Origin of the sequence: Vandammella animalimorsus, assembly GCF_002285265.1 — a bacterium.
GTDB lineage: Bacteria > Pseudomonadota > Gammaproteobacteria > Burkholderiales > Burkholderiaceae_C > Lampropedia.
Genome location: NZ_NSJB01000001.1, coordinates 401,031 through 426,978, shown reverse-complemented (window position 1 = coordinate 426,978; position 25,948 = coordinate 401,031). Strand labels below are relative to the sequence as shown.

The window sequence follows — 25,948 nt, the reverse complement described above, 5'->3', positions numbered from 1 at the left end:
GCGCAACCCATGGCGCAGCGCCCTGCCCGCGCAGGCGCGCTGCCCGGCCGCCAGCCGACGATGGCTGCTACCGCCCAGCGCCCCTGTGCGCTGGTTTTTTCCACGATCGAGGAGGACTTTGCCATGCTGCCCCTGTTGATAACCTGGCTGCTCAGCGCGCTGGCGCTGATGCTGGTGGCCTACATGCTGCCCGGCGTGCAGGTCACCAATTTCAAGAACGCCCTGCTGGCGGCCGTGATTCTGGGCCTGATCAACTCCCTGCTGCGGCCCGTGCTGCTGGTGCTGACTTTCCCCATCACGGTGCTCACGCTGGGCCTGTTCGTGCTGGTGCTCAACGGCCTGATGTTCTGGCTGGCCAGCAGCTTCATGCGCGGCTTTCAGGTCTCGGGCTTCTGGTCCGGGGTGTTCGGCGCCCTGCTCTACAGCCTCATCAACTGGGGCCTGAACAGCTGGCGCGCGGGCAGCTGAGCGCCCCCGCCCAGCCTGACTGCGGCCTCTGGCGCTGACACGATGCGTGCCGATCAACTGCTGGTGCACAGCGGCCTGGCGCAGACGCGCTCGCAGGCGCAGCGGCTGATTGCCGCTGGCGTGCAGTGGCGACTGCCGGGCGCGGCCTGGCAGCCGGTGCGCAAGAACGGCGATGAGCTGCCCGGCGCGGCCGAGCTGCAATTGCTCGATGCCGCCGAGGCGCGCTACGTCTCGCGCGGCGGCCTCAAGCTCGAAGGCGCGCTGCGCGCGCTGGGCTGGCGCGTGCAGGGCTGGCGCTGCCTGGATATCGGCCAGTCCACCGGCGGTTTTACCGACTGTCTGCTGCAGCACGGCGCGGCGCAGGTGGTGGGCGTCGATGTGGGCCACGGCCAGCTCGACGCGCGGCTGCGCAACGACCCGCGCGTGCAGGCCATCGAGCGCTGCAATGCGCGGCATTTGCAGCGCGCGATGGTGGACCCAAGCGGCCAGGGCTTTGCGCTGATCGTCGGTGATCTGTCCTTCATCTCGCTGACGCTGGTGCTGCCTGCGCTGCTGCCCTGCATGGACGCACACACCCGGCTGCTGCTGCTGGTCAAGCCGCAGTTCGAGCTGCAGCCCGAGCTGCTGGGCAAGGGCGGCATCGTGCGCGATGCGCGCCACTACGAGCAGGTGCGCCAGCGCATCGGCCTGGCCTGCGCCGCGCACGGCCTGCAGCTGCTGCACTGGCTGCCCAGCCCCATCACCGGCGGCGATGGCAACCGCGAGTTCTTCATCGCCGCGCAGCGCCACGCTGCCCCCACCCAATAGCCTGCCGCCCCACGGCCAGGCAGCGCCCAAGGCCCTGCCTGGCAGGGGGTTTCCCGTTTCCATTACGGTACGGCCCCTGGCCGCCCAAGCCCGGCCCGCTTCTTGCGTTTTCGATTGCCTTCCATGTCCGCTTCCGCCCCCAGCCACCACCCTGCGCCACACGCCGCACTGAGCCTGGAATTCTTCCCCCCCAAGACCGAGGCCGGCGCGCACAAACTGCGCGCCACGCGCCAGGCGCTGTATCCGCTGCAGCCGCAGTTCTGCTCCGTCACCTATGGCGCGGGCGGCTCCACGCAGGCGGGCACCTTTGCCGCTGTGCGTGAAATCCTCGCCGAAGGCCAGCAGGCCGCAGCGCACTTTTCCTGCATCGGCGCCACGCGCGAGAAGCTGCGCGCCGAGCTGGCTGAGCTGCAGGCCATGGGAGTGAAGCGCCTGGTGGCGCTGCGCGGCGATCTGCCCAGCGGCTATGGCCTGGGCGGCGAGTTTCAATACGCCAGCGATCTGGTGGCCTTCATCCGCGCCGAGACCGGCGCGCACTTTCACATCGAGGTGGCCGCCTATCCCGAGATGCACCCGCAGGCGGCCTCGCCCGAAAAAGACCTGCAGGCCTTTGCCACCAAGGTGCGCGCTGGCGCCGACTCGGCCATCACGCAGTACTTTTTCAACGCCGACGCCTACTTCCGTTTCGTGGACGAGGCCCGGCGCCTGGGTCTGGATCTGCCCATCGTGCCCGGCATCATGCCCATTCACGCCGCCAGCCAGCTGCTGCGCTTTTCCGACGCCTGCGGCGCCGAAGTGCCGCGCTGGGTGCGCAGCCGCCTGCTGGCCTATGGCGACGACACGGCCTCCATCCAAGCCTTCGGGCTGGACGTGGTCACGCAGCTGTGCCAGCGCCTGCTGGCCGCCGGCGCGCCCGGCCTGCACTTCTACACCATGAACCAAAGCCCGCTGGTGCTGGACATCGCCCGCCGCCTGGGCCTGCTGCCACATTGAGCGCGGCGCCCGCGCGCCGCCACCGCCCGCCATGCCTTCTTCCTGTCCCCCGCTTCGCCGCCTGCCCTGGCAGGCCAGCAGCGCCCTGACGCTGCTGCTGGCGCTCAGCGCCTGCAGCACCTTGCCGCCCACCGAACCCAGCGACGAGCCCCCGCCGCAGCCCTGGGATGCCACGCGCCTGCTCGGCCTGGAGCTGCTGCCGCCCATGTACGAGCTCAGCAGCGCCGAGCCCAGCGCTGCGCACTCCAGCCTCGGCCTGCAGCCCAGCCAGGACGTGGTTGACACCCGCCTGACGCCTGGCCTGAAGAAAGAGCTGCCCGCGCCCAGCGCCTCCGCGCTCGCGCCGCAAAGCCTGTACCAGACTGGCGTGGCCTCCTGGTACGGCAGGCAATTTCACGGCCGCCTGACCGCCAACGGCGAGCGCTACAACATGAACGCGCTGACCGCCGCGCACCGCAGCCTGCCCTTTGGCACCCAAGTCTGCGTGCGCAGCCTGGTCAACGGCAAGGAAGTGCTGGTGCGCATCAACGACCGCGGCCCCTATTCCGGCCGGCGCATCATCGACCTCAGCCGCGCCGCCGCCGAGCGCCTGGGCATGGTTTCGCTGGGCCTGAAAAACGTCTCGCTGTGGATCCCCAGCGGCCAAGGCCCGCAGTGCGGCGACGGCGAGGCGCCGCTGCTCGGCAAGGGCCTGCCCCCGCCGGTGAACCCGCCGCGCAAGGAGCAGGCCAAGGGCGACAAAAAAACCCAAGCCGGCAAAAGCGCCCAGGCCAGCAAGGCCGGCAAGAACAGCCCCAAAGCGGCCAAGCCCCAAGCCCCCCAGGCCAAAGCCACCAAGGCCCAGACACGCAAATCCAACGCCAACGCCAGCGCCAAGCGCTGAGCAAGGCCCAGCCATGCCCGCCGCCATGCCCGAGGCCATGCCGATTGCCCCGACTCCAAGCCACAGCCTGGCGCCCCCGCTGCCGCCGGCCTGGCACGCGCCCTTGCAGATCGGCCCCATTGCGCTGGCCAACCGCCTGTTCGTCGCCCCGATGGCCGGCGTCACCGACCGGCCCTTTCGCATGCTGTGCCGCCAGCTCGGCGCGGGCTATGCGGTCAGCGAGATGGTGACCTCCCAGCCGCATCTGTACCGCAGCCTCAAGACCTCGCGCCGCGCCAACCACGAGGGCGAGCCCGGCCCCATCGCCGTGCAGATTGCCGGCACCGACGCGCAGATGATGGCCGAGGCCGCGCGCTACAACATCGAGCGCGGCGCGCAAATCATCGACATCAACATGGGCTGCCCGGCCAAGAAAGTCTGCAACGCCTGGGCCGGCTCGGCCCTGATGCAGAACGAGCCATTGGCGCTGGCCATCGCCCAGGCCGTGGTTGCCGCCTGCCAGCCCCACGGCGTGCCGGTGACGTTGAAGATGCGCACCGGCTGGTCGGCCCGGCACAAAAATGCCGTGGCCCTGGCGCGCGCCTTCGAGCAGGCCGGCATCCAAATGCTCACCGTGCACGGTCGCACGCGCGAGCAGGGCTACAAAGGCCAGGCCGAGTACGACACCATCGCCGCCGTCAAGCAGGCCGTGCGCATCCCGGTCGTGGCCAACGGCGACATCACCAGCCCCGAAAAAGCCTGGCAGGCGTTGCAGCGCACCGGCGCTGATGCGCTGATGATTGGTCGCGCCGCGCAGGGCGCGCCCTGGATTTTCAGCGCCATCGCCCACTACCTGCACACCGGCACGCAAGCTCCGCCGCCGGCCACCGCCCAGGTGCGGCAATGGCTGCTGGCGCACCTGCTCGAACACTACCGCCTCTATGGCGAATACAGCGGCGTGCGCACCGCGCGCAAGCACATCGGCTGGTACCTGCGCGGCCTGCCCGGCAGCCAGGCGCTGCGCCAGCGCCTCAACCAGGAAGAAGACTGCCAACGCCAATGGCAGCAATTGGCCGATTACCTGCAAGAGCTGGCCGGGCAATGGCCGCAATGGCCAGTCGCCGTGGGCAGCGCGCCGGCTGCGGACGACGAGGCCGAAGCGCAGAATGCGTTCGAGGCCAGCGAAGCGAGTTCGCCAGCCATCTCTGCTTGCGCTCCTTGCCGCCCGTGAGCCTGCCAGGCGCAGATGCCGAGGCCATAATGCAGCCCACCCATGCGTTGCCCTGCGCCCCATGACGGGCATGGCGCGCTGCCCGTTTCACCCGCACTTTTTCGTGGCTCCATGAACGAACGTCCCGCGCCGCCCCCTCAGCCGCCTGCCGCGCCGCGCCCCATGCCCATGCGGCGCAAGGGCATTTACGTGTTGCCCAATGCCGTGACGCTGGCGGCGCTGTTTTGCGGCTTCTACGCCATCGTCATGGCCATGCAGCAGCGCTTTGACCTGGCCACGCTGGCGATCTTCGCCGCCATGGTGCTCGACAGCCTTGATGGCCGCGTGGCGCGCATCACCAAGACGCAAAGCGCCTTTGGCGAGCAAATGGACTCGCTCTCGGACATGGTGTCCTTCGGCGCCGCGCCGGCGCTGGTGGCCTATGAGTGGGGCCTGCACAGTCTGGGGCGCTGGGGCTGGACGGCGGCCTTCGTCTACTGCGCCTGCGCCGCGCTGCGGCTGGCGCGCTTTAACGTCAACACCGCCGTGGTGGACAAGCGCTGGTTCCAGGGCCTGCCCTCGCCCTCGGCCGCGGCGCTGGTGGCCGGCTTCATCTGGCTGGCCAGCGACGCCGAGCGCGGCTGGGACGCCTACCTCTCGCCCTCGGCCATGGCCTGGCTGATGTTTGCCATCACGCTGTACGCCGGCATCACCATGGTGACCAACCTGCCCTTCTACAGCTTCAAGGACCTGCGCGCGCGCCGCTCGATGCCCTTCATCAGCGTGGTGCTGGTGGTGCTGGTCATCGCCATCATCAACATCGACCCGCCGTTGGTGCTGTTCACGCTGTTCGTCGGCTACGCCTGCAGCGGCTTTGTGGTCTACGTGCGCCGCCGCGCACGCGGCGAGCCCGTCAGCGTCATCAGCACCTCCACCGACGAGCCCGAGGAGCAGGGGCTGCATCGTTAGATGCCTGGCAGCGCCCAAAACTGTGATACATTGCCGCGATGCGCAAATTCTCCCTGAACCGACTACTAGCCGCGCCCCACGGGCGGGTTTGGTAGTGCGCGCATTGTTTCTCCATTCTTGAAAAACCACCAGAAAACCCAACGGCCCGTGAGCTTGTGCAGCGACGGGCCGTTTTTGTTTTCCAGGTGTGCCAGCACACCACCGGCTGCACCGGCAACATCCATCCCCATCTGCGAACAGGAGCTAGACCATGATGTTGAAGAACCCCGCCACCAAGTACCGCGCCTTCGCCCCCATCGGCCTGAAGGACCGCACCTGGCCCGATGCCCTCATCACAAAGCCGCCCGTGTGGTGCAGCGTGGATCTGCGCGATGGCAACCAGGCGCTGATCGAGCCCATGGACGTGCCGCGCAAGCTGCGCATGTTCAAGACGCTGGTGGAGGTGGGCTTCAAGGAGATCGAGATCGGCTTTCCCTCGGCCTCGCAGGTGGAGTTCGACTTCACGCGCAAGCTGATCGAGGAAAAGCTGATCCCTGAGGACGTGACCGTGCAGGTGCTCACGCCCGCGCGCGCGCCGCTGATCGAGCGCACCTTCGAGGCCCTCAAGGGCGCGCCGCGCGCCATCGTGCACCTGTACAACGCCACCGCCCCGGTGATGCGCCGCGTGGTGCTGGGCATGAGCGAGGATGAAATCGTCGAGCTGGCCGCCTCCCACGCGCGCCTCTTCAAGGAGCTGGCCGCCAAGCAGCCCGAGACGCAGTGGGTCTTCCAGTACTCGCCCGAGATGTACTCGGACACCGAGCTGGCCTTCAGCAAGCGCGTGGTCGATGCCGTCACCGAAGTCTGGCAGCCCACGCCCGAGAACAAGTGCATCATCAACCTGCCCACCACGGTTGAGCACAGCACGCCCAACATCTTTGCCGACATGGTCGAATGGTCGCACCGCCACCTGCAGCGCCGCGACAGCATCATCCTCTCGGTGCACCCGCACAACGACCGCGGCACCGGCACGGCCAGCGCCGAGCTGGCCCTGATGGCCGGCGCCGACCGCCTCGAAGGCTGCCTGTTCGGCAATGGCGAGCGCACCGGCAACCTGGACATCGTCAACGTGGCGCTGAACATGTACAGCCAGGGCGTGCACCCGGGGCTGGATTTCTCCAACATCGACGAGATCAAGCGCACCGTCGAATACTGCAACCAGCTGCCCGTGCACCCGCGCCACCCCTATGTGGGCGAGCTGGTCTACACCTCGTTTTCCGGCTCGCACCAGGACGCCATCAAGAAAGCCTTCGGCGCGCGCCAGGAAGGCGAGATCTGGGACATGCCCTACCTGCCCATCGACCCCAAGGACCTGGGCCGCAGCTACGAGGCCGTGATCCGCGTCAACAGCCAGTCGGGCAAGGGCGGCATCTCCTACCTGCTCGAGAGCGAGTACAAGGTGGCGCTGCCGCGCAAGCTGCAGATCGAATTCAGCCAGGTGGTGCAAAAGGCCATGGACAGCGAAGGCACGGAGATGACCGCCCACGACATCTGGGAGATCTTCCAGCGCGAATACCGCCTGCACGAGGCCGCGCCCAGCTACCAGCTCGGCGGCGACGGCCAGGCCACCACCATCCAGGCCAGCATCCGCAAGAACGGCGCCCAGGCGCAGGTGCAGGGCCAGGGCTCTGGCCCGGTGGAAGCCTTCATCCACGCGCTGCAGCAAGCCGGCTGCGACGTGCGCGTGCTGGACTACGCCGAGCACGCCATTGGCGCCGGCGCCGATGCCCAGGCCATGGCCTACGTGGAAGTCGAAGTGGGCCAGCAGCGCTGCTGGGGCGCGGCGCGCAACCCCAACATCGTCTCGGCCTCGATCTCGGCCATCCTCTCGGGCGTGGAGCGCGCCGGCGTCGATCTGAGCCAGCTGCGCATGGCCGAGGCCACCACGGCCTGAGATCCTCACGGCCTGATCCTCACGGCCTGATCCCCAGGGCCTGAAACAAGCGCCCCAAAAGCCCGTACCGGCCCGCCCGGCGCGGGCTTTTGGCTTTCTGGCCCGCCGCTGCGCCATGGGCTGATCTGCCCAAGGGCTTTCGCGGGGCGTCCCGGCGTGTGCAGTGCAAGGCGCCGTTTGCGCCGCAGCCTGACGGGCTGCAAGGAAACGGCAACGCCGCAATGCGCATGCCGGGGCGCTCTCGCGGGGGGGTGCAAAGTGCATAACACGCTCTAGAATCACACGGCGTTTTGGTGCAAGGCACAGCTGCAAGGGCCGATGGCGGGCCCTTGCAGCGATGCCGATCCCCCCAGCGACAGCGGCCCAAGGGGCAATTGGCATCAGCACCCAGCCCGATGCGCACAGGCTGCGGCCAGTGGGCCTTGCAAGCAGGTCCAGTGGCGGCTCGTTTTTGCGTGACATGGAGCTTCGGGCTATGGATCCCACCATCTGGCAACAAAACTACGACCCGGCGGGCAACGTCTGGGTCTCGGCGCTGGTTGCGCTCATCCCCATCATCTTTTTCTTCCTGGCGCTGACCCGGCTGCGCCTCAAAGGCTATGTGGCCGGCACCATCACGGTGCTGCTGGCGCTGGCCGTGGCGCTGCTGTTTTACCGCATGCCGGTTTCGGCGGCGCTGGCCTCGGGCGTGTATGGCTTTTTCTACGGGCTGTGGCCCATTGCCTGGATCATCGTCGCCGCGGTGTTTCTCTACAAAGTCTCGGTCAAGACGGGGCAGTTCGATGTGATCCGCTCCTCGATCCTGTCCATCACGCCCGATCAGCGCCTGCAATTGATTCTGGTGGGCTTTTGCTTTGGCGCGTTTCTGGAAGGCGCGGCGGGCTTTGGCGCGCCGGTGGCCATCACGGCGGCGCTGCTGGTGGGCCTGGGCTTCAAGCCGCTGTATGCCGCGGGCCTGTGCCTGATCGGCAATACCGCGCCGGTGGCCTTTGGCGCGATGGGCATTCCCATCATCGTGGCCGGGCAGGTCTCGGGCGTGGATGCGATGGCGATCAGCCAGATGGCCGGGCGGCAATTGCCCTTCATGACCGTCATCGTGCTGTTCTGGCTGATGGCCATCATGGACGGCTGGCGCGGCATCAAGGAGACCTGGCCGGCCGTGCTGGTGGGCGGCGGCAGCTTTGCCATCGTGCAGTTTCTGACGGCCAACTACATCGGGCCGGAGCTGCCGGACATCACCTCGGCCATCGTCTCGCTGGTGGCGCTGACGCTGTTTCTCAAGGTCTGGCAGCCCAAGCGCATCTTCCGCTTTGAAACCGAAGGCGACGCCCAGGCCGTGGCCGCCCAGCAGGCCCAGGCGCAAAAGCAAGCCGAGGTGGAGCTGAGCCTGGGCAAGGTGCTCAAGGCCTGGTCGCCCTTCATCATCCTCACGGCGATGGTGACGATCTGGAGCCTCAAGCCCTTCAAGGACTTGTTCGCCCAGGGCGGCGCGCTGGCCGACTGGGTGATTGCCATCCCCGTGCCCATGCTGCACAACCTGGTGCAGAAAATGCCGCCCGTGGTCGCCAGCGCCTCGCCCTACGGCGCGGTGTATTCCTTCAACTGGTTCTCCGCCACCGGCACGGCCATCATGATTGGCGCGCTGCTGGCCATCCTCTACCTGCGCATGCGCCCGGCCCAGGCCGCCTGCACGCTGGCGGAAACCTTCAAGGAACTGGCCCTGCCCATTTACTCCATCGGCATGGTGCTGGCCTTTGCCTTCATCGCCAATTACTCGGGCCTGTCGGCCACGCTGGCGCTGGCCTTGGCGCACACGGGCGATGCGTTCACCTTCTTCTCGCCCTTTCTGGGCTGGATTGGCGTGTTCCTCACCGGCTCGGACACTTCGGCCAACGCCCTGTTTGGCGCGCTGCAAGCCACCACGGCCCAGCAACTGGGCCTGCCCGAAGTGCTGACGGTGGCGGCCAACACCACCGGCGGCGTGACGGGCAAGATGATCTCGCCCCAATCGATTGCCATTGCCTGCGCGGCCGTGGGGCTGGCCGGGCGCGAATCCGATCTGTTTCGCTTCACCGTCAAGCACAGCCTGATCTTTGCGGTCATCATCGGCGCCATGACCACGCTGCAAGCCTATGTGCTGCCGTGGATGATCCCGCACTGATCGCGGCAGCACAGGCCGCCTCCATTCCAGCCCTAAAGCGTGTGATGCACTTTGCGCCCCCCGCGAGAGCGCAAAGTGCATCACACGCTCTCATCGAACCTCAATACCGCGAGACTGCAGATGATCATCTCCTCCGCCAGCGACTACCGCGCCGCCGCCCAGCGCCGCCTGCCGCCCTTTTTGTTCCACTACATCGACGGCGGCGCCTACGCCGAGAAAACCCTGCGCCGCAACGTCGAAGATCTGGCCGACATCGCCTTGCGCCAGCGCGTGCTCAAGGACATGAGCGAGCTGGACACCCGCATCGAGCTGTTCGGCGAGCAGCTCGCCCTGCCCGTGGCCCTCTCCCCCGTGGGCCTGACGGGCATGTACGCGCGCCGCGGCGAAGTGCAGGCGGCCAAGGCGGCCTACAACAAAGGCGTGCCGTTTTGCCTCTCCAGCGTCTCCGTCTGCCCCATCGAGGAAGTCGCCCCCGCCATCGGGCGGCCCATGTGGTTCCAGCTCTACGTGCTCAAGGATCGCGGCTTCATGAAAAACGCGCTGGAGCGCGCCCGGGCCGCAGGCTGCTCCACGCTGGTTTTCACCGTGGACATGCCCGTGCCCGGCACGCGCTACCGCGACGCCCACTCCGGCATGAGCGGCCCCAACGCCAAGTGGCGCCGCTACCTGCAAGCCGCGCTGCACCCGCAATGGGCCTGGGACGTGGGCCTGCACGGCAAGCCGCACGATCTGGGCAACATCTCCAAATACACCGGCCGCGTCATCGGCCTGGAGGACTACATCGGCTACCTGGGCGCGAACTTCGACCCCTCCATCTCCTGGAAAGACCTGGAATGGATCCGCGACTTCTGGACCGGCCCCATGGTCATCAAAGGCATTCTCGACCCCGAGGACGCCAAGGACGCCGTGCGCTTTGGCGCGGACGGCATCGTCGTCTCCAACCACGGCGGGCGCCAGCTCGACGGCGTGCTCTCCTCGGCGCGCGCGCTGCCGCCCATTGCCGATGCCGTCAAAGGCCAGATCAAAATCCTGGCCGATTCGGGCATCCGCAACGGCCTGGACGTGGTGCGCATGCTGGCGCTGGGCGCGGACTGCACCATGATCGGCCGCGCCTTCGTCTACGCCCTGGCCGCGCGCGGCCAGGCCGGCGTGGAAAACCTGCTGGACCTGATGCTCAAGGAAATGCGCGTGGCCATGACGCTGACCAGCGTGAAAAACGTGGGCGAAATCACCAGCGACCTGCTGGCCAAGGGCTAGGATGGGTTCTTGAGATCCAGCATTGCGGCGGTGTCTGAGTCAACCTTGCGCAGCTGCCGCATTGAGCTTTGCCTCTCCGCCAGAGCGCCCAGGCCCCGTGCTGCATCCAGGGCTTAACCCAGCATTTGCACCACGCGCCAGCGCTGCCCATCGGGGCTGTGCAGCACCGCGCCAGCCAGGGCCGGCGCTGGCCCGCTGCCGTCACTGCCATCACTACAGCCAGGGCGGGCAGGCCGCCACAGCAGCGTGGCGGCAAAGCCGAAGCCGGGGTGGTGCACGGCATCCCAATCCAGCAAGGTGGCGTTGCCGGCCTCCGCGGGCAGGCCAGCAATGTGCAGGGGCTGCGCGGGGGAGAGCTGGGCGCCGTCCCAGCGGCTTTGGCACAGCCGGTGGACGCGGGCGGCAGCGCCGGCCTCGGGCTGGGCCAGCATGAACACCAGCGCATGGCCCGCGCCCTGGCCGCACACGGCCAGCAGGCTGTGGCCGGCCAGCACACGCGCCAATTGCAGGGGCGGGGCCGCTGGCGAGGGGGTTGGCGCGTTTTTGGCCTGCGCCAGCACGGCGGCGCTGTAGTCATCCGGCGCGGGTGGGCCCAGCATCCAGAAGGGCGAGAGATCCGGCGGCAAATCATGCACGCCGCGCAGCAGGGGCGCGCCGATCAGCCAGGGCGGCTGCGCGGGCGAAGGGCCGGGCAAGGCCGCCAGCCAGGCTTCCATGCCGGTCAGGCCGGCCCATTCGGCTGCGGGGGTGCTGGCTTCATCCACAGGCCAAACGTCCAGCCCCTGCCAGCGGGCTTCAACGGCCAGCGGGCGCATGCGCCAGCGCAGCAGCAGCGCCTGGCCAAAGCCCGTGACGTCGCCATCGGCATCGCGCGGGCGCGGCTGCATGCCAGCGGCCCACAACTGGCCCTGATGCGCCCAGGCCGCGTAGATCTGCGCGTCGTCGATCGGGGGCAGCTCCACCGCCTGCGCCGCGTCGGCCGCGAACACGCGCACCCGCGAGGCTGCATTGACCAGGAACACCGTCAGCCCGCCCGCCTGCGCGGCCACCACGGCCGGATAGGGCGCATCCGGCGGCGCGCCGTCATGCCCCCAGGGCTGGCGGGGCTGAATCACCAAGGGGCGATGGCCGTCGATGAGCGCCAGGATGCGATCGTGCGTGGCCAGCCAAGGCGCCGGGTCGTGCGGCGCCGAATGCCCCCAGCAGCGCATGGCCTGCCCGGCGCTGCCGCTGGCGGTCGCGCCCGGCCAGGGCTGCACGGCGATGGGCGCGCCGCCCTGGCCGGGGGTGACCGAGAGCGCCTGGCCGTTCAGGCCGCGCAGCACGGGCTGGGCCAGGGCCAGAAAGCAGGGGTCGATGGCGGGTGTGGGGTTCATGCGTGTGTTGCCGCGGCACCGGAACAGTCGTGCGCTGCGGCGCCGATTCTGACGCAATACGGGGCTTTGGGAGATGGCAGCCCTTGCGGGCCGTACTGCCGTTTTCACGCATTGCCCGCCTGATCTGCTGCGGCTAATGTCCCGGCTTGGCGCGTGCGAGCAATTTGCGATGCGAAATGGTGCCCAGGCCCTCCAAGCTCTGCAAAAATCGCCCCCCAGCATCCACCGTGCCGCGCCCGGCCCCCGCGTCTCTTTTTCCGCAATCCAAGGCATTCATGACTTCCCACGCCAAACCCCTCTCCGAAGCCGAACAAGCCCTGCGCCTGGCCGCGCTCGAATACCACAGCGCGCCCAGCAAGGGCAAGATTTCCGTCAAGCCCACCAAGCCCCTGTCCAACCAGCGCGATCTCTCGCTGGCCTACTCGCCCGGCGTGGCCTACCCCTGCCTGGACATCCAGGCCGACCCCAGCAAGGCCGCCGAATACACCTCGCGCGGCAACCTGGTGGGCGTGATCACCAACGGCACGGCCGTGCTCGGCCTGGGCGACATCGGCCCGCTGGCGGGCAAGCCGGTGATGGAGGGCAAGGGCTGCCTGTTCAAGAAATTCGCCGGCGTGGACGTGTTCGACATCGAACTGGCCGAGCGCGACCCGGACAAGCTCATCGAGATCATCGCCGCGCTGGAGCCCACGCTGGGCGGCATCAACCTGGAGGACATCAAGGCGCCCGAGTGCTTCTACATCGAGCAAGAGCTCTCCAAGCGCATGAACATCCCCGTGTTCCACGACGACCAGCACGGCACGGCCATCATCTCCTCGGCCGCGCTGATCAACGCGCTGGAGCTGGTGGGCAAGGACATCGCCCAGGTCAAGGTCGCCGTCTCCGGCGCGGGCGCGGCCGCCATTGCCTGCATCAACGTCATGGAAGGGCTGGGCGTGCGCCATGAAAACGTCTTCGTGGCCGACTCCAAGGGCGTGATCCACGCCGGGCGCGACAAGCTCGACGCCTCCAAGGCGCGCTTTGCGCACCAGACCGAGGCGCGCACCCTGGCCGACATCGTCAAGGGCGCGGACGTGTTCCTGGGCTGCTCGGCCCCGGGCGTGCTCACCGCCGAGATGCTCAAGACCATGGCCGACAAGCCCATCGTGCTGGCCCTGGCCAACCCCGAGCCGGAAATCCGCCCCGAGCTGGCCAAGGCCGTGCGCCCGGATGTGATCATCGCCACCGGCCGCTCGGACTACCCCAACCAGGTCAACAACGTGCTGTGCTTCCCCTACATCTTCCGTGGCGCGCTGGACTGCGGCGCCACCAAGATCACGGACGAGATGAAGCTGGCCTGCGTGCATGAAATCGCCGCCCTGGCCAAGGCCGAGGCCAGCGATGAGGTCGCCGCCGCCTACTCCGGCAAGGAGCTGAGCTTCGGCCCCGAATACCTCATCCCCACGCCGTTCGATGGCCGCCTGATCCTGCGCATCGCCCCGGCCGTGGCCGAGGCCGCCGCGCGCTCGGGCGTGGCCACGCGCCCCATCGAGGACATCGCCGCCTACCGCGACAGCCTGCAGCGCTTTGTCTACCAGACCGGCATGTTCATGAAGCCCGTGTTCCAGGCGGCCAAGCAGCAGCTGCGCCGCGTGGCTTATGCCGAGGGCGAGGACGAGCGCGTGCTGCGCGCCGCGCAGGTCGCGGTGGACGACGGCCTGGCCCGCCCCATCCTGATCGGCCGCCCGGCCGTCATCGCCGAGCGCATCCAGCGCGCCGGCCTGCGCATCCGCCTCGGCCAGGATGTGGAAAACGTCAACCCCGAGGACGACCCGCGCTTTCGCCAGTACTGGGAGGCCTACCACCGCATCATGGGCCGCAACGGCGTCACGCCCGAGGCCGCCAAGTCCGCCGTGCGCCGCTCCAACACCATCATCGCCGCGCTGATGATCCACCTGGGCGATGCCGACGCCATGCTCTGCGGCATGGTCGGCGGCTTTGACAAGCACCTCAGCCGCATCCAGGACATCATCGGCGTGCGCCAAGGCTGCGAAGGCCTGGCCACCATCAACGCGCTGATCCTGGACGAGCGCACCTTGTTCGTGGCCGACACCTACATCCACGAAGACCCGGACCCCGAGGCCCTGGTCTCCATCGCCCGCATGGCCGTGCGCGAAGTGCAGCGCTTTGGCCTGCCGCCCAAGGTGGCCTTCGTCTCGCACTCCAACTTCGGCTCCTCCACGCGCCCCAGCGCGCTGAAAATGCGCCGCGCCACGGAGCTGTTCAAGCAGCGCTTTCCCGAGATCGAGTGCGATGGCGAAATGCACGGCGACACCGCGCTGTCGGACCAGGTGCGCCAGCGCAACCTGCTCGACAGCTCGCTGAGCTCCAGCGCCAACATCCTGATCTGCCCCAACCTGGACTCGGCCAACATCCTGTTCAACGTGCTCAAGGAAGTGGGCGGCCATGGCACCACCATCGGCCCCATCCTGATGGGCGCGGCCGGCGCGGCCCACGTGCTGACCCCCTCGGCCACCGTGCGGCGCATCGTCAACATGACGGCCCTGGCCGCCGCCAACGTCAACGCGCCGCACTGAGCCTGGCCTCAACCCGGCTCAAACCAGCTGCAGCGCCCAGGTCTTGGCTACCCCCTGGGCCGCCAGGGCCAGAGCGCTGCAGCAGGCCGAACGCCCCGCCCCAGCCAGCCCCACCCGGCCCCGCTGAAGAGCACCCGCTGCCCGCAGCGCAACCGGGCAGCGCCATCGCCCCGCCCATGCCCTCCTCACCCCACTCCCCCAAGACCGGCCTGGCCCGCCTGGGCCCGGCCCTGCGCAACTCCTGCCACGGCCTGGGCGCCGCCTGGCAGGAAGCGGCCTTTCGCCAGGAGCTGCTGCTGGCCGCAGTGCTCATTCCCCTGGCCTTCTGGGTCGGGCAGGGCTGGTTGGAGACCGCCGTGCTCATCGCGCTGCCCGTGCTGGTGCTGCTGGTGGAAATCCTCAACTCTGCCATCGAGGCCGTCGTCGATCGCATCGGCCCCGAATGGCACCCGCTGTCGAAAAAAGCCAAGGACCTGGGCAGCGCCGCCGTGCTGCTGGCGCTGGCGCTGTGCCTGGGCATTTGGGCCTGGGCGCTTTGGATCAAATGGGCCGCCTGCTGCAGCGCAAGCGCCTGATGCCGATGCCGATGCCGCTGCCAAGGCTGCGCCAGCCCAAAGACAGCGCCCAAGGCTCTCTATAATCGCCCGCACATTTTTTACAAAAGCAAACACCTGCACGATCGGCGCCACAGAGCGCCTTGTTTGTGCCCGCGCCAGGCCCGCTGGGCTGCGCAGCGCATGTGTTCAGGCAGGGGCTGGCGACTTGGCCAAGCACGCCAGTTGCGGCATTCATCTTGGAGGGAACCGTGATGTTGAGTTGCATGCGCGCAAAGCGTTTGGCCATGCTGGCCTTGGCCGTCTCCCTGGCCGCTTGTGGCGGTGGCGGCGATAGTCAATCCGACAACCGTCCTCCTGCGCCCAACCCAGCCCCTGGGCCACAGCCCAACCCAACGCCATCGCAACCGCCAGCGCCTGCGCCGGTGCCCGCCCCACGGCCACCTGCACCTGCACCTGCACCTGCACCTGCACCTGCTCCTGCTCCTGCTCCGCAACCACCAGCGCCTGCGCCCAGTCCGACGCCCCCATCCCCGCCGGCGCCAGCGCCGGCTCCTCCTGCTCCTGCGCCAGTCCCGCCCTCGCCCCCTGCACCTGCACCTGCACCTGCACCTGCACCTGCACCAGCACCAGCGCCGGTGCCGCCATCACCGCCAGCTCCCGCGCCCACGCCTGCCCCTGCGGCAGAGCCCGTGCCACCGCCCACCGCTGGCGCTTGCGTGCCCATGCCCGCCTCTGCGCTGACGGTCAACGTCAAGGACAAGGGCGCCAAGGGCGATGGCCAGGCCGACGACACGGCGGCCATTCAGGCCGCGCTGGATGAAGCGGCCGGCAGCGGCGGGCGCGTCTGGATCCCGGCTGGCACCTACATGATCGACGCCACGGTCAACGCCTGCGGCGGCTGGGGGCAGGAGCGCTGCGGCCTGCAGATGCGCAGTGGCGTGACCGTGCACATGTCACAGCAGGCCGTGCTCAAGGCCATGCCCAATGGCTCGCGGCACTACAACATCTTCCATTTCAACGATGTGGAAAACGCCCACGTCCTGGGCGGCCATCTGCAGGGCGAGCGCTACGCGCACCGCATCCCCGCCGACGGGCAGCTGGGCGAATGGGGCGCTGGTCTCGTGATGCGCGGCGCGCGCCACGCCGCCATCGAGAACGTCACAGCCCGCGAGTTCTGGGGCGATGGCTTTTACGTCGGCGGCGGCAGCCAGAACGTCAAGTTCTGCGCCGTGGTGGCCGACAAGAACCGCCGCCAGGGCATGTCCATCACCGATGTCGACACCATCGTGGTGCAGGATTCGGTGTTCAAGAACACGCACGGCACCCCTCCGCAGGACGGCATCGACATCGAGCCTTGGGGCCAGGAAAACGAGCCGATCCGCGAGCACGTCAAGAACGTGACCATCCGCCGCTCGCAATTCATCAACAACGCCGGCCGTGGCATCGGCATGGTCACCACCCACCCCGGCCAGATCGAAAACGTCGTGCTGGAGGGCAACACCTTCATCGACAACTCCATCGGCCTGGGCCTGGGCAATCGCAGCTGGAAAACCCGCATCACTGGCAACCGCATCATCAACAGCCAGTACCGCAACATCGGTCTGGGCCCGCTGGCGACCTTCATCACCGTCACGGACAACGCCGTCACCGGGCAGCCCGGGGCAGCGCTGGATCGCCTCATCGTCGATGAGCCCAGCGCCGACGGCAGCCCCAAGCACAACACCATCGCCAACAACCGGCTCGACAGGCTGGCCGCCGTGCCCCTGCTGCCGCCCAATGCAGCGCCCGTGGCGGCCCCCGCGCCCATCCCGCCCGCACCCGTGGCCAACCCCTCGCCCACGCCAGCGCCAACTGCGGGGCAGTGCGCGCCCATGCCCGCTGCGGGCCAGGCCGTCAACGTGCGCGACAAGGGCGCCAAAGGCGATGGCCGCAGCGACGACACCGCCGCCATCCAGGCCGCCATCGACCAGGCCGCTGGCACGAATGGCATGGTCTGGGTGCCCGATGGCACTTACCTGATCGACCCGGCCAAACGCCTGTTCATGCGCAGCCACATGACGCTGCGCCTCGCCGAGCAGGCCGTGCTCAAGGCCAAGCCCGCCAGCGTCAGCTTCTACGACATCGTGCGCTTCGAGCAGGTGGACAACGCCCGCCTGGTCGGCGGCGCAGTGCTGGGCGAGCGCCACACGCACCAAGGCGCTGAAGGCGCCTGGGGCACGGGCGTGATGGTGGCTGGTTCGAGCCGCATCGTCATCGAGCAAGTCAAAGTCCAAGACGCCTGGGGCGATGGCCTGGCCGTGACCCAGGCCAGCCGCGACGTGCAACTGTGCAACGTGGTGGCCGAGGGCAACCGCCGCCGCGGCCTGGCCATCGCCTCGGCCCAGGACGTGCTGGTGCAGGGCGGGCGCTACCACAGCACGCACGGCGTGGCGCCCATGACCGGCATCGACATCCGGCCCGGCAAGGACGAAACCATCCACAACGTGCGCATCACCCAGGCGCACGTGGCCGGCAACCGCGGCTACGGCATCTATGCCGGCGTGCCCTACGAGGTCAGCGCCAGCAGCGCCCGCGTCAGCGGGGTGCAGATCGAAGGCAACACCTTCGAGCCCAACTACCTGCGCTCCGTCACGCTCGAGCGCATCAGCGGCAGCAGCATCCGCAACAACCGCCTCTGGCACACCGGCCTGTGGCTGACGAGCACCACCTCGGGCAACACCGTGACGGGCAACCACATCCACCGCCACACCATCCTCGACCAGGGCACGGGCAACAGCATCAGTGGCAACACCATCTTCAATCCTTGAGAGTCTGTTCACAATCTCCGCGCGGCGGGCAATGAGGCGAATTTGGGCGCTTTGCGCCTTGCGGCCCACGCGTGCCGAGATCCTGAACAGATTCCCAGACAGTTTTTGAGCACCCCCGATGAAGCCCCGCTTCTCCTTCTGCGTTTACTGCGGCTCGCGCAATGGCAGCAACCCGCGCATCATCGAAGCCGCCCAGGCCGTCGGCCGCTGGATCGGTGAGCAAGGCGGCCAGCTGGTCTATGGCGGCGGCAAATCCGGGCTGATGGGTCTGGTGGCCCAGGCCGCCAAGGAGGCCGGCGCGCGCGTGGTGGGCATCATCCCCACCGTGCTGGTGCACAAGGAAATGGCCAACCAAGCCTGCGATGAGCTGTTCGTCGTGGACACCATGCACCAGCGCAAGGCCATGATGGCCCAGCGCAGCGACGCCTTCGTCGCCCTGCCCGGCGGCATCGGCACCTTCGAGGAACTGTTCGAGATCTGGACCTGGCGCCAACTGGGCTACCACGACAAACCCATCGGCATCCTCGACGTGGACGGCTACTACAGCGCACTGCAGCCCTTCTTGCAGCACTGCATCGCCAACGGGCTGCTGAGCGACTGGCAAATGGCGCTGACCACCACCGGCAGCGACGCCCAGGCCCTGCTGCACGAGCTGCTGCAGCAACTGCAAAGCAATCAGCCCCAGGCTGCCGCGCTCAAGGCGCCGGCAGGTTGAGCGCCTGCGCTGCGCCAGGCAAGCGCCAAGGCTGCCCCCCGACCGCAGCGCCTTGCACCGCGCAGGCCCAGGTGGCCACCCATGAGCCCGCCCAGGTTCCTGCCCAGGTGCCCGACTAAAGCCGTGCGGATAACCCCATAAAGTTTGTTGGAATTCATAGAATCCGGCGCTTTTTTCAAAAGGGCCTCTGCAGGCTGCGGCGCTGGTTGCTGGATGGTTTGCAGGGGCCTGGGCAGGTCTGCACGCCTTGCAGCGCCTTGTGCATCCGCGTTCATCCGCATTCATTGCGCGCTGTGATGTGTGCAGACCGCCCCTTGCTGGTGCTTTTCGCATTCCCTCAAACCCATGGCACGCAACGGGCGCGCACGCGCTGCAACTTCAGAGATGGCCCCTGGCCCATCGCCCCTGCCCGCCCAGGCCAGGGGCTGGTGGCATGCCCTGCCCGCGCTGGCCTCGCTGCTGTGGGTCGGCCAGGCCTGGCAGATCGCCACGGCCATTGCCGCGCTGATGGCCTGGCAAGACGGCGGCGGCAGCGCCGCCGACCTGCCGCCGCCCACAGCCAGCCTCGTGCAGGCCGCGGCCATCATCGTGGCCCTGGGGCTGCTGCGCGCCGCGCTGGAATACGCCGGCACGCGGCTGGCCTGGCGCCATGCGCGCTGCAGCCTGACGGCCCTGCGCCTGCAGCTGGGCCAGCGCCTGCGCCACAGCTCGCCGCTGGATGCGCGCCGCCCGCCCTCGGGCCAGATCACCAGCGCCTGGATGGAGCAGGCCGATGCCGTGCTGCCCTGGCTGGCGCGCTACCAGCTGGCGCAGTGGCGCGTGCTGCTCGCGCCGCCGGCGCTGGCGCTGTGCGTGGGCTGGCATTCCTGGCTGGCGGCGCTCTTGCTGCTGCTGGCCGCGCCGCTGATCCCCTTGTTCATGGCCATCATCGGCTGGCGCGCCCAGGCCATCAGCGAGGCGCAGCTGCAGGCGCTGGGGCATTTGCATGGCGATCTGCTGCAGCGCCTGCGCGCCCTGCCCAGCCTGCGCGCCTTGCACGCTGTGCAGGCCACGGCGCAGCGCATGAGCGCGCTGGGCCGCGACCTGGCGCAGCGCACCATGCGCGTGCTGCGCGTGGCCATGCTGTCCTCGGCGGTGCTGGAGCTGTTCTCGGCGCTGGGCGTGGCGCTGGTGGCCGTGTACGTGGGCTTTCACCTGCTGGGGCAGCTGCCCTTTGGCGCCTGGGGGGCGCGCCTGACGCTGCACGAGGGCCTGTTCGTGCTGATGCTGGCGCCGGCCTTCTTCGAGCCGCTGCGCGAGCTCTCGGCCGTCTGGCACGACCGCGCCAATGGCCGCGCCGCGCTGCAGCGCCTGCACACCCTGCTCGACGAGCTGGCGCCGCTGGTGCCCAATGCCCTGACTGAGGGCGAGGGCGAGGGCCAGAGCGAAGGCCAGCCCCCTGCCGCCAACACTGCCGCCAACACTGCCGAGCCCGCCGCCCCCGCCGTCCCCGCAGGTGCGCCCGCCATCACGCTGCAGGCCGTGCAGCCGGCGCTGCCGCTGGCCGAAGGCCAGGCCGCGCGCCCGGCGCTGGATTTGCACATCCCGGCCGGGGCGCACGTGGCCATCACCGGCCCCAGCGGCAGCGGCAAAAGCCTGCTGCTGGCCCTGGTGGCCGGGCTGGTGCAGCCTGCCAGCGGCCAGGTGCGCATCGGCGGCCTGCCCATGGATGCGGTCCACGCCGCGGCGCTGCGCCGCCGCATGGGCTGGATGGGCGCGCAGCCCTATGTCTTTGCCGGCTCGCTGCAGCGCAATCTGCGCCTGGGCCGCGCCGCGCCGGCCACGCCCGAGGACGAGGCCCGCGCGCTGCAGCAAGTGGGCCTGGGGGCCTTTGTCCAGCAGCGCAGCCAGGCCCTGCTGGGCGAAGGCGGCAGCGGCCTCTCCGGCGGCGAGGCCCTGCGCCTGGCGCTGGCCCGGCTCGTGGCCGCGCCCGGGGCCACGCTGCTGCTGCTCGACGAACCCACCGCCCACCTGGACAGCGCCACCAGCGCCCAGGTGCTGGCGCAGATCCTGACGCTGGCGCAGGGCCGCACGCTGCTGCTGGCCACGCACGAGCCGCAGGCCATCGCCGCCCTGCCCTGGGTGCTGCAGCTGGACGCCCAGGGCCAGGCCCGCTGGCGCCGCCGCCCCGATGCGCCAACGCAAGAAATGCGCGCTGCCGCCCCCGCCGCCGCCACCGCCAGCACGACCGAGGAGGCCCTGCCGTGAGTGCTCGCCCGCCAACGACGCCGCGCCGCCATAGCCTGGCCCTGCTGTGGGCCGCCCTGTGGCAAGGCCACGGCCGGCGCATGGCCGCCGGCCTGCTGCTGGCCTGCGCCACGGCGCTGATGGGCGCCCTGCTGCTGGGCGTGTCGGGCTGGTTCATCACCGGCACGGCCCTGGCCGGGCTGAGCGCCGCCACGGCGCTGGCCTTCGACGTCTTCGTGCCCAGCGCCAGCATCCGCTTTCTGGCGCTGGGGCGCACCGGCGCGCGCTATGCCGAGCGCCTGGTCGGCCACGCCGCCACGCTGGACGCACTGGTGGCCCTGCGCGAGCGCCTGCTGCGCAGCTTTGCCCAACCCCCGGCGCAAGCGCCGCAGCTGGCGGCCGCGCAGCGCGCCTGGCAACTGCAGCCCGCGCGCCTGCTGCTGCGCCTGACGCGCGATTTGGACGCCGCCGAGGCCCTGTACCTGCGCCTGGCCCTGCCCTGCGCCGCGGCCCTGGCCACCACGCTGGCCATCAGCCTGTGGCTGGCCTGGCAGCACCTGTGGCTGGGCCTGGCCTGCTGGCTGTGGTTCTGGGGCTGGGGCCTGGGCATCACGCTGTGGCTGGCGCGCAGCAGCAGCGCGCTGGCGCTGGCCCAGTCGCGCCATGGCGAGCGCATGCGCCAGCAGGCGCTGGAGCTGGTGGGCGGCCAGGCCGAGCTGACCATGGCCGTGCAATTCGATGCCGCGCTGCAGCGCTGGCGCCAGCGCCAGGCCGAGCTGGCCGCGCTGGAGCTGCGCCTGCAACAGCGCGATGCCGCCGCCGCCGCGGCCTGGCAGGCGTTGCAGGCGCTGACGCTGGCCGCCGCCCTGGCCGTGGCCGCCTGGCTGGTGCTGGCGCGCGACATGCATGTGGCGCTGGCGGCCTTTTTCGTGCTGATGGCCATGGCCGGCATGGAGCCCTTTGCTGCGCTGCGCCGCGGCACGCTGGAGTGGGCCGCCTGCCTGCTGGCCGCGCGCCGCCTGCAGGCCCCGCTGGCGCGCAGCCTGACGCCCGCCACCAACACCAACACCGCCGCCGCCAACACCGCAGCCAACGCAGCCAACGCAGATGCGCCCCATGCCCCCAGCGCCGCCCTGCCCGCGCCCGAGGCCGGCCTGGCCGCCCAGTTGCAGCAGGTCTGGCTCGACAGCGGCCGCAGCGGCCTGGCGCGCCTGCAGGACTGCTCGCTCACGCTGGCCGAAGGCGAGGTGCTGGCCCTGGTGGGCGCCAGCGGCAGTGGCAAATCCAGCCTGCTGGCGCTGCTGGCCGGCGAGCTGGCCGCCACGCGCGGCACGGTGCGCGCCCTGCCCAGCCTGGGCCTGCCGCAGCAGACGGCCTTGTTCAGCGACACAGTGCGCGCCAATCTGAATCTGCAGCAGCGCCCGCTGGACGATGCGGCGCTGTGGGCCGCGCTGGAGCTCGTGGGCCTGAAGGAGGCCATTGCCGCCCGTCCGGCCGGGCTGGACGAGCGCCTGGGCGAAGGCGGCCTGGGCCTGTCCAAAGGCCAGGGCCGGCGCCTGGCGCTGGCGCGGCTGCTGCTGGCGCGCATCCCGCAGCCCGGCGCCGATGCAACCGATGCAGCCGATGCAGCCGATGCAGCCGGCGCGCTGTGGCTGCTCGACGAGCCCACCGACGGCCTGGACGCCGCCACCGCCCAAGCCCTGCTGCAGCGCCTGGCGCCGGCGCTGCGCGGCCGCAGCGTGGTGCTGGCCACGCACATGCGCCGCGAGGCCGCGCTGGCAGGCCGCCTGCTGCTGCTGGAGCACGGCCGCATCACGGCCCAGGCCGTGCGCGGCAGCGCTGAGTTCCAGGCGCTGCTGGCGCGGCTGCGCGATGGTTGAGCCTCTTGTCTTGGCACCCCCGGTTTTTTCTCTCACCACTTTTCTTTTGCACTTTGAACTACTGAAAGGTCTCCCCCCATGGATCTCGACATAGTTGGTCTGTCACGGCTGCAATTTGCCTTGACGGCCATGTACCACTTCATCTTCGTGCCCCTGACGCTGGGGCTTTCCATCCTGCTGGCCATCATGGAGACGGTGTACGTCATGACGCGCCGGCCCATCTGGCGCCAGATGACCAAGTTCTGGGGCGTGCTCTTTGGCATCAACTTCGCCATGGGCGTGGCCACCGGCATCGTCATGGAGTTCCAGTTCGGCATGAACTGGAGCTACTACAGCCACTACGTGGGCGACATCTTCGGCGCGCCGCTGGCCATCGAGGCGCTGATGGCCTTCTTCCTGGAGGCCACGCTGGTGGGCATGTTCTTCTTCGGCTGGGAGCGCCTGTCCAAGGTCAAGCACCTGGTGGTGACCTGGGCCATGGCCATTGGCACCAACCTCTCGGCGCTGTGGATTTTGGTGGCCAACGGCTGGATGCAATTTCCCGTGGGCGCCAAGCTCAACCCGCACACCATGCGCATGGAGGTGGACAGCTTCTTTGACGTGGTCACCAACCCCGTGGCGCAGGCCAAGTTCGTGCACACCGTCTCGGCCGGCTACACCGTGGCGGCCGTATTCGTGCTGGGCGTGGCCGCCTGGTTCGTGCTCAAGGGCCGGCACCTGGAGCTGGCCAAGCGCTCGATGACGGTGGCCGCCGCCTTTGGCCTGGCTGGTTCGCTGTCGGTGGTGGTGCTGGGCGATGAGAGCGGCTACCTCTCCTCCGAGCACCAGAGCATGAAGCTGGCCGCCATCGAAGGCATGTGGGAGACCGAGCCCGCGCCCGCCTCCTTCACCGTGATCGGCCTGCCCGACCAAGAGGCGCGCAAGACGCACTACGCCATCCACATCCCCTGGGTCATGGGCCTGATCGGCACGCGCAGCCTGGACACGCAAATCCCCGGCATCAAGGATTTGGTGGCCTCGGCGCAGCAGCACATCCGCAGCGGCCTTGTTGCCTATGACGCGCTGGAGCAAATCCGCGCCCTCAACGGCAAGCAAGCGCCGCAGGCGCTGATGGAGCAGTTCGAGGCGCACAGCGACCGCCTGGGCTACGCCCTGCTGCTCAAGCGCTATGTGGACGATCCGCGCCAGGCCAGCGCCGCGCAAATCGAACAGGCTGCCTGGGACACCGTGCCGCAGGTTGCGCCGCTGTTCTGGACCTTCCGCATCATGGTCGGCCTGGGCTTTTTCTTCATCGCTCTGACGGCCACCTTCTTCGTGCTTTCGGCGCGCCGCCGCCTCGATGCCCACCCCTGGCTGCTGAAAGTGGCCGTGTGGGCCATCCCGCTGCCCTGGATTGCCGCCGAATGCGGCTGGTTCGTGGCCGAGTTCGGCCGCCAGCCCTGGGCCATCGAAGGCGTGCTGCCGGTGGCCGTGGCCGTCTCCAACCTGGGCGCCAAGACCGTGCTGCTGACCATGCTGGGCTTCGTGGCCATCTACACCGTGCTGCTCATCATCGAGATGAAGCTGATGCTGGCGGCCATCCGCAAAGGCCCCGATGCGCGTGAGCTGCAAGCCCTGCCCGGCGATTTGTCGCCCGCACCGGCGGGTCACGCCGCCGCCCCTTCCTTGACCCCTCGTACTGCTGCTGGAGAATCCGCATGATCTTGCACGAACTACTCAATTACGAAGTCCTGCGCGTCATCTGGTGGCTGGTGCTGGGCGTGGTGCTGGTGGGCTTTGCCGTCACCGACGGCTTCGACCTGGGCACCGGCACCCTGCTGCCCTTCGTGGCCAAGACGGATACCGAGCGCCGCGTGGTCATCAACACCGTCGGCCCCGTGTGGGAGGGCAACCAGGTCTGGCTGATCCTGGCCGGCGGCGCCATCTTCGCCGCCTGGCCGCAGCTGTATGCCGTGTCCTTCTCCGGCTTCTACCTGGCCATGTTCGCCATCCTGTTCGCGCTCATCCTGCGCCCCGTAGGCTTCAAGTTCCGCAGCAAAGTCGAGGACAGCCGCTGGCGCAACACCTGGGACTGGATGCTGTTCATCGGCGGCTTCGTGCCCTCGCTGGTGTTCGGCGTGGCCATGGGCAACGTGCTGCAAGGCGTGCCCTTCCGCATCGAGCCGGACATGCAAATCCACTACGAAGGCTCCTTCTGGGCGCTGTTCAACCCCTTCGCGCTGCTCGCCGGCGTGCTCTCCGTGCTCATGCTCACCTGCCACGGCGCCACCTGGCTGCAACTGAAGACCGAAGGCCCCGTGCAGCAGCGCGTGCGCCAATGGGGCATCGCCTGCGCCATCGGCAGCGCCGTGCTGTTCGCGCTGCTGGGCCTGTACCTGGCCAAAGGCGTTGAGGGCTACCGCATCACCAGCGATGTGGTCGTCAACGGCCCCTCCAACCCGCTGTACAAAACCGTCGTCGCCGATGGCGGCGCCTGGTTTGCCAACTACGCCGCCGCCCCCGTGCTGTGGCTGGTGCCGGCGCTGGGCATCCTCGGCTTCGTGCTGGCCGCGCTGATGTTGGCCGCACGGCGCGAAATCCTCGCCCTGCTGGCCAGCGGCGTGGGCATCGCCGGCATCATCCTCAGCGTGGGCGTGTCCATGTTCCCCTTCATCCTGCCCTCCAGCTCCAACCTGGCGGCCAGCCTGACGGTGTGGGATTCGTCCTCCAGCCACATGACGCTGTTCATCATGCTGGTGGTCACCCTCATCTTCCTGCCCATCGTGCTGGCCTACACCAGCTGGGTGTACGCCGTCATGCGCGGCAAAGTGCGCAACGAGGACGTGGACAGCGACAAGGGCCACGCCATCTATTGAACACAACCCAAGGCCGGCCCCGCCGGGGCCGGCTTGTGAACGAATCAACCGTTTTGAAAGGAATCAACGATGTGGTACTTCGCCTGGATGCTGGGCCTGCCGCTGGCCGCCGCCCTGGCCGTGCTCAACGCCATGTGGTATGAGCTGATGGACGACGCCGCGCGCGAGCGCCAAGCGCATAACACGCTCTAAGCTGTTGGGCATAGCCCAAAAACAAACCGCCGCAACGGCCAAAGCCGTGCGGCGGTTTTTTTACGGCAATCTGATCAACACCCCAGGAAATTCAACAATCCAAA

19 protein-coding genes are annotated in these 25,948 nt (G+C 68.8%); 18 read left to right on the top strand and 1 reads right to left on the bottom strand.

Annotation, left to right across the window (positions count from 1 at the left end):
* Positions 1-126: 126 nt before the first annotated feature.
* From CK625_RS01870 to lldD, 9 genes are all read left to right on the top strand, one after another.
* The gene (locus CK625_RS01870) at positions 127-468 is read left to right on the top strand and encodes a phage holin family protein (RefSeq protein WP_095539029.1); all 342 of its coding nucleotides are present in this window, start codon (positions 127-129) and stop codon (positions 466-468) included.
* Positions 469-510: 42 nt separating this feature from the next.
* Positions 511-1,275 carry a TlyA family RNA methyltransferase gene (locus CK625_RS01865; RefSeq protein WP_095538549.1) on the top strand — a complete coding sequence of 255 codons (765 nt, stop codon included), beginning with the start codon at positions 511-513 and terminating at the stop codon, positions 1,273-1,275.
* Between the two features lie 123 nt (positions 1,276-1,398).
* The gene (gene metF / locus CK625_RS01860; protein ID WP_095538548.1) at positions 1,399-2,268 is read left to right on the top strand and encodes a methylenetetrahydrofolate reductase [NAD(P)H]; all 870 of its coding nucleotides are present in this window, start codon (positions 1,399-1,401) and stop codon (positions 2,266-2,268) included.
* Positions 2,269-2,299: 31 nt separating this feature from the next.
* A complete protein-coding gene (locus CK625_RS01855) occupies positions 2,300-3,151 on the top strand; it encodes a septal ring lytic transglycosylase RlpA family protein (protein WP_238945456.1) in 852 nt (283 codons plus the stop codon).
* Between the two features lie 151 nt (positions 3,152-3,302).
* Positions 3,303-4,361 carry a tRNA dihydrouridine synthase DusB gene (gene dusB / locus CK625_RS01850; RefSeq protein WP_238945506.1) on the top strand — a complete coding sequence of 353 codons (1,059 nt, stop codon included), beginning with the start codon at positions 3,303-3,305 and terminating at the stop codon, positions 4,359-4,361.
* Between the two features lie 111 nt (positions 4,362-4,472).
* Positions 4,473-5,309 carry a CDP-diacylglycerol--serine O-phosphatidyltransferase gene (pssA, locus tag CK625_RS01845; RefSeq protein WP_238945455.1) on the top strand — a complete coding sequence of 279 codons (837 nt, stop codon included), beginning with the start codon at positions 4,473-4,475 and terminating at the stop codon, positions 5,307-5,309.
* 253 nt (positions 5,310-5,562) lie between these two features.
* Entirely contained in the window at positions 5,563-7,242 is a 1,680-nt protein-coding gene (gene leuA, locus CK625_RS01840) for a 2-isopropylmalate synthase (protein ID WP_095539025.1), read from the top strand.
* Between the two features lie 475 nt (positions 7,243-7,717).
* The gene (gene lldP, locus CK625_RS01835; protein WP_095538547.1) at positions 7,718-9,403 is read left to right on the top strand and encodes an L-lactate permease; all 1,686 of its coding nucleotides are present in this window, start codon (positions 7,718-7,720) and stop codon (positions 9,401-9,403) included.
* Positions 9,404-9,523: 120 nt separating this feature from the next.
* Complete coding sequence (gene lldD / locus CK625_RS01830) at positions 9,524-10,660, top strand: FMN-dependent L-lactate dehydrogenase LldD (RefSeq protein ID WP_095538546.1); 1,137 nt, start codon at positions 9,524-9,526, stop codon at positions 10,658-10,660.
* Positions 10,661-10,773: 113 nt separating this feature from the next.
* Here the strand turns inward: lldD and CK625_RS01825 are convergent, their stop codons facing one another.
* On the bottom strand, positions 10,774-12,036 hold the full coding sequence (locus tag CK625_RS01825; RefSeq protein ID WP_095538545.1) for a hypothetical protein: 1,263 nt from the start codon (positions 12,034-12,036) through the stop codon (positions 10,774-10,776).
* 275 nt (positions 12,037-12,311) lie between these two features.
* Here CK625_RS01825 and CK625_RS01820 point away from each other — a divergent pair, with 275 nt between their 5' ends.
* The 9 genes from CK625_RS01820 (at position 12,312) to cydX (ending at position 25,844) form a co-directional block, all read left to right on the top strand.
* Complete coding sequence (locus tag CK625_RS01820; protein WP_095538544.1) at positions 12,312-14,612, top strand: NADP-dependent malic enzyme; 2,301 nt, start codon at positions 12,312-12,314, stop codon at positions 14,610-14,612.
* Between the two features lie 176 nt (positions 14,613-14,788).
* A complete protein-coding gene (locus CK625_RS01815; protein ID WP_095538543.1) occupies positions 14,789-15,187 on the top strand; it encodes a diacylglycerol kinase in 399 nt (132 codons plus the stop codon).
* A gap of 704 nt (positions 15,188-15,891) precedes the next feature.
* Positions 15,892-17,976 carry a glycosyl hydrolase family 28-related protein gene (locus CK625_RS01810; RefSeq protein WP_238945454.1) on the top strand — a complete coding sequence of 695 codons (2,085 nt, stop codon included), beginning with the start codon at positions 15,892-15,894 and terminating at the stop codon, positions 17,974-17,976.
* Between the two features lie 118 nt (positions 17,977-18,094).
* Positions 18,095-18,691 (top strand): TIGR00730 family Rossman fold protein, encoded by a 597-nt coding sequence (locus tag CK625_RS01805; protein WP_095538541.1) that lies wholly within the window; start codon positions 18,095-18,097, stop codon positions 18,689-18,691.
* A gap of 384 nt (positions 18,692-19,075) precedes the next feature.
* Positions 19,076-20,938, top strand: coding sequence for a thiol reductant ABC exporter subunit CydD (gene cydD, locus CK625_RS01800; RefSeq protein ID WP_095538540.1), 1,863 nt, complete (start codon positions 19,076-19,078; stop codon positions 20,936-20,938).
* Positions 20,935-22,797 (top strand): ATP-binding cassette domain-containing protein, encoded by a 1,863-nt coding sequence (locus CK625_RS01795; protein ID WP_238945453.1) that lies wholly within the window; start codon positions 20,935-20,937, stop codon positions 22,795-22,797. The genes cydD and CK625_RS01795 overlap by 4 nt, the downstream gene beginning before the upstream one ends.
* Before the next feature lie 78 nt (positions 22,798-22,875).
* Complete coding sequence (locus CK625_RS01790; RefSeq protein ID WP_095538538.1) at positions 22,876-24,498, top strand: cytochrome ubiquinol oxidase subunit I; 1,623 nt, start codon at positions 22,876-22,878, stop codon at positions 24,496-24,498.
* Positions 24,495-25,652: a cytochrome d ubiquinol oxidase subunit II gene (gene cydB, locus CK625_RS01785; RefSeq protein WP_095538537.1), complete on the top strand. Its 1,158-nt coding sequence runs from the start codon at positions 24,495-24,497 to the stop codon at positions 25,650-25,652. Before CK625_RS01790 ends, cydB begins: the two co-directional genes overlap by 4 nt.
* Before the next feature lie 69 nt (positions 25,653-25,721).
* Positions 25,722-25,844, top strand: a complete 123-nt coding sequence (gene cydX / locus CK625_RS01780) for a cytochrome bd-I oxidase subunit CydX (RefSeq protein WP_095538536.1) — start codon at positions 25,722-25,724, stop codon at positions 25,842-25,844.
* The last annotated feature ends 104 nt before the right edge of the window (positions 25,845-25,948 follow it).

Coding starts and splice junctions, on each gene's coding strand:
- CK625_RS01865 (WP_095538549.1), top strand. CDS start 511: ATGCGTGCCGATCAACTGCTGGTGCACAGCGGCCTGGCGCAGACGCGC.
- metF (WP_095538548.1), top strand. CDS start 1,399: ATGTCCGCTTCCGCCCCCAGCCACCACCCTGCGCCACACGCCGCACTG.
- CK625_RS01855 (WP_238945456.1), top strand. CDS start 2,300: ATGCCTTCTTCCTGTCCCCCGCTTCGCCGCCTGCCCTGGCAGGCCAGC.
- dusB (WP_238945506.1), top strand. CDS start 3,303: ATGGCCGGCGTCACCGACCGGCCCTTTCGCATGCTGTGCCGCCAGCTC.
- pssA (WP_238945455.1), top strand. CDS start 4,473: ATGAACGAACGTCCCGCGCCGCCCCCTCAGCCGCCTGCCGCGCCGCGC.
- leuA (WP_095539025.1), top strand. CDS start 5,563: ATGTTGAAGAACCCCGCCACCAAGTACCGCGCCTTCGCCCCCATCGGC.
- lldP (WP_095538547.1), top strand. CDS start 7,718: ATGGATCCCACCATCTGGCAACAAAACTACGACCCGGCGGGCAACGTC.
- lldD (WP_095538546.1), top strand. CDS start 9,524: ATGATCATCTCCTCCGCCAGCGACTACCGCGCCGCCGCCCAGCGCCGC.
- CK625_RS01825 (WP_095538545.1), bottom strand. CDS start 12,036: ATGAACCCCACACCCGCCATCGACCCCTGCTTTCTGGCCCTGGCCCAG.
- CK625_RS01820 (WP_095538544.1), top strand. CDS start 12,312: ATGACTTCCCACGCCAAACCCCTCTCCGAAGCCGAACAAGCCCTGCGC.
- CK625_RS01815 (WP_095538543.1), top strand. CDS start 14,789: ATGCCCTCCTCACCCCACTCCCCCAAGACCGGCCTGGCCCGCCTGGGC.
- CK625_RS01810 (WP_238945454.1), top strand. CDS start 15,892: ATGCCCGCCTCTGCGCTGACGGTCAACGTCAAGGACAAGGGCGCCAAG.
- CK625_RS01805 (WP_095538541.1), top strand. CDS start 18,095: ATGAAGCCCCGCTTCTCCTTCTGCGTTTACTGCGGCTCGCGCAATGGC.
- cydD (WP_095538540.1), top strand. CDS start 19,076: ATGGCCCCTGGCCCATCGCCCCTGCCCGCCCAGGCCAGGGGCTGGTGG.
- CK625_RS01790 (WP_095538538.1), top strand. CDS start 22,876: ATGGATCTCGACATAGTTGGTCTGTCACGGCTGCAATTTGCCTTGACG.
- cydB (WP_095538537.1), top strand. CDS start 24,495: ATGATCTTGCACGAACTACTCAATTACGAAGTCCTGCGCGTCATCTGG.
- cydX (WP_095538536.1), top strand. CDS start 25,722: ATGTGGTACTTCGCCTGGATGCTGGGCCTGCCGCTGGCCGCCGCCCTG.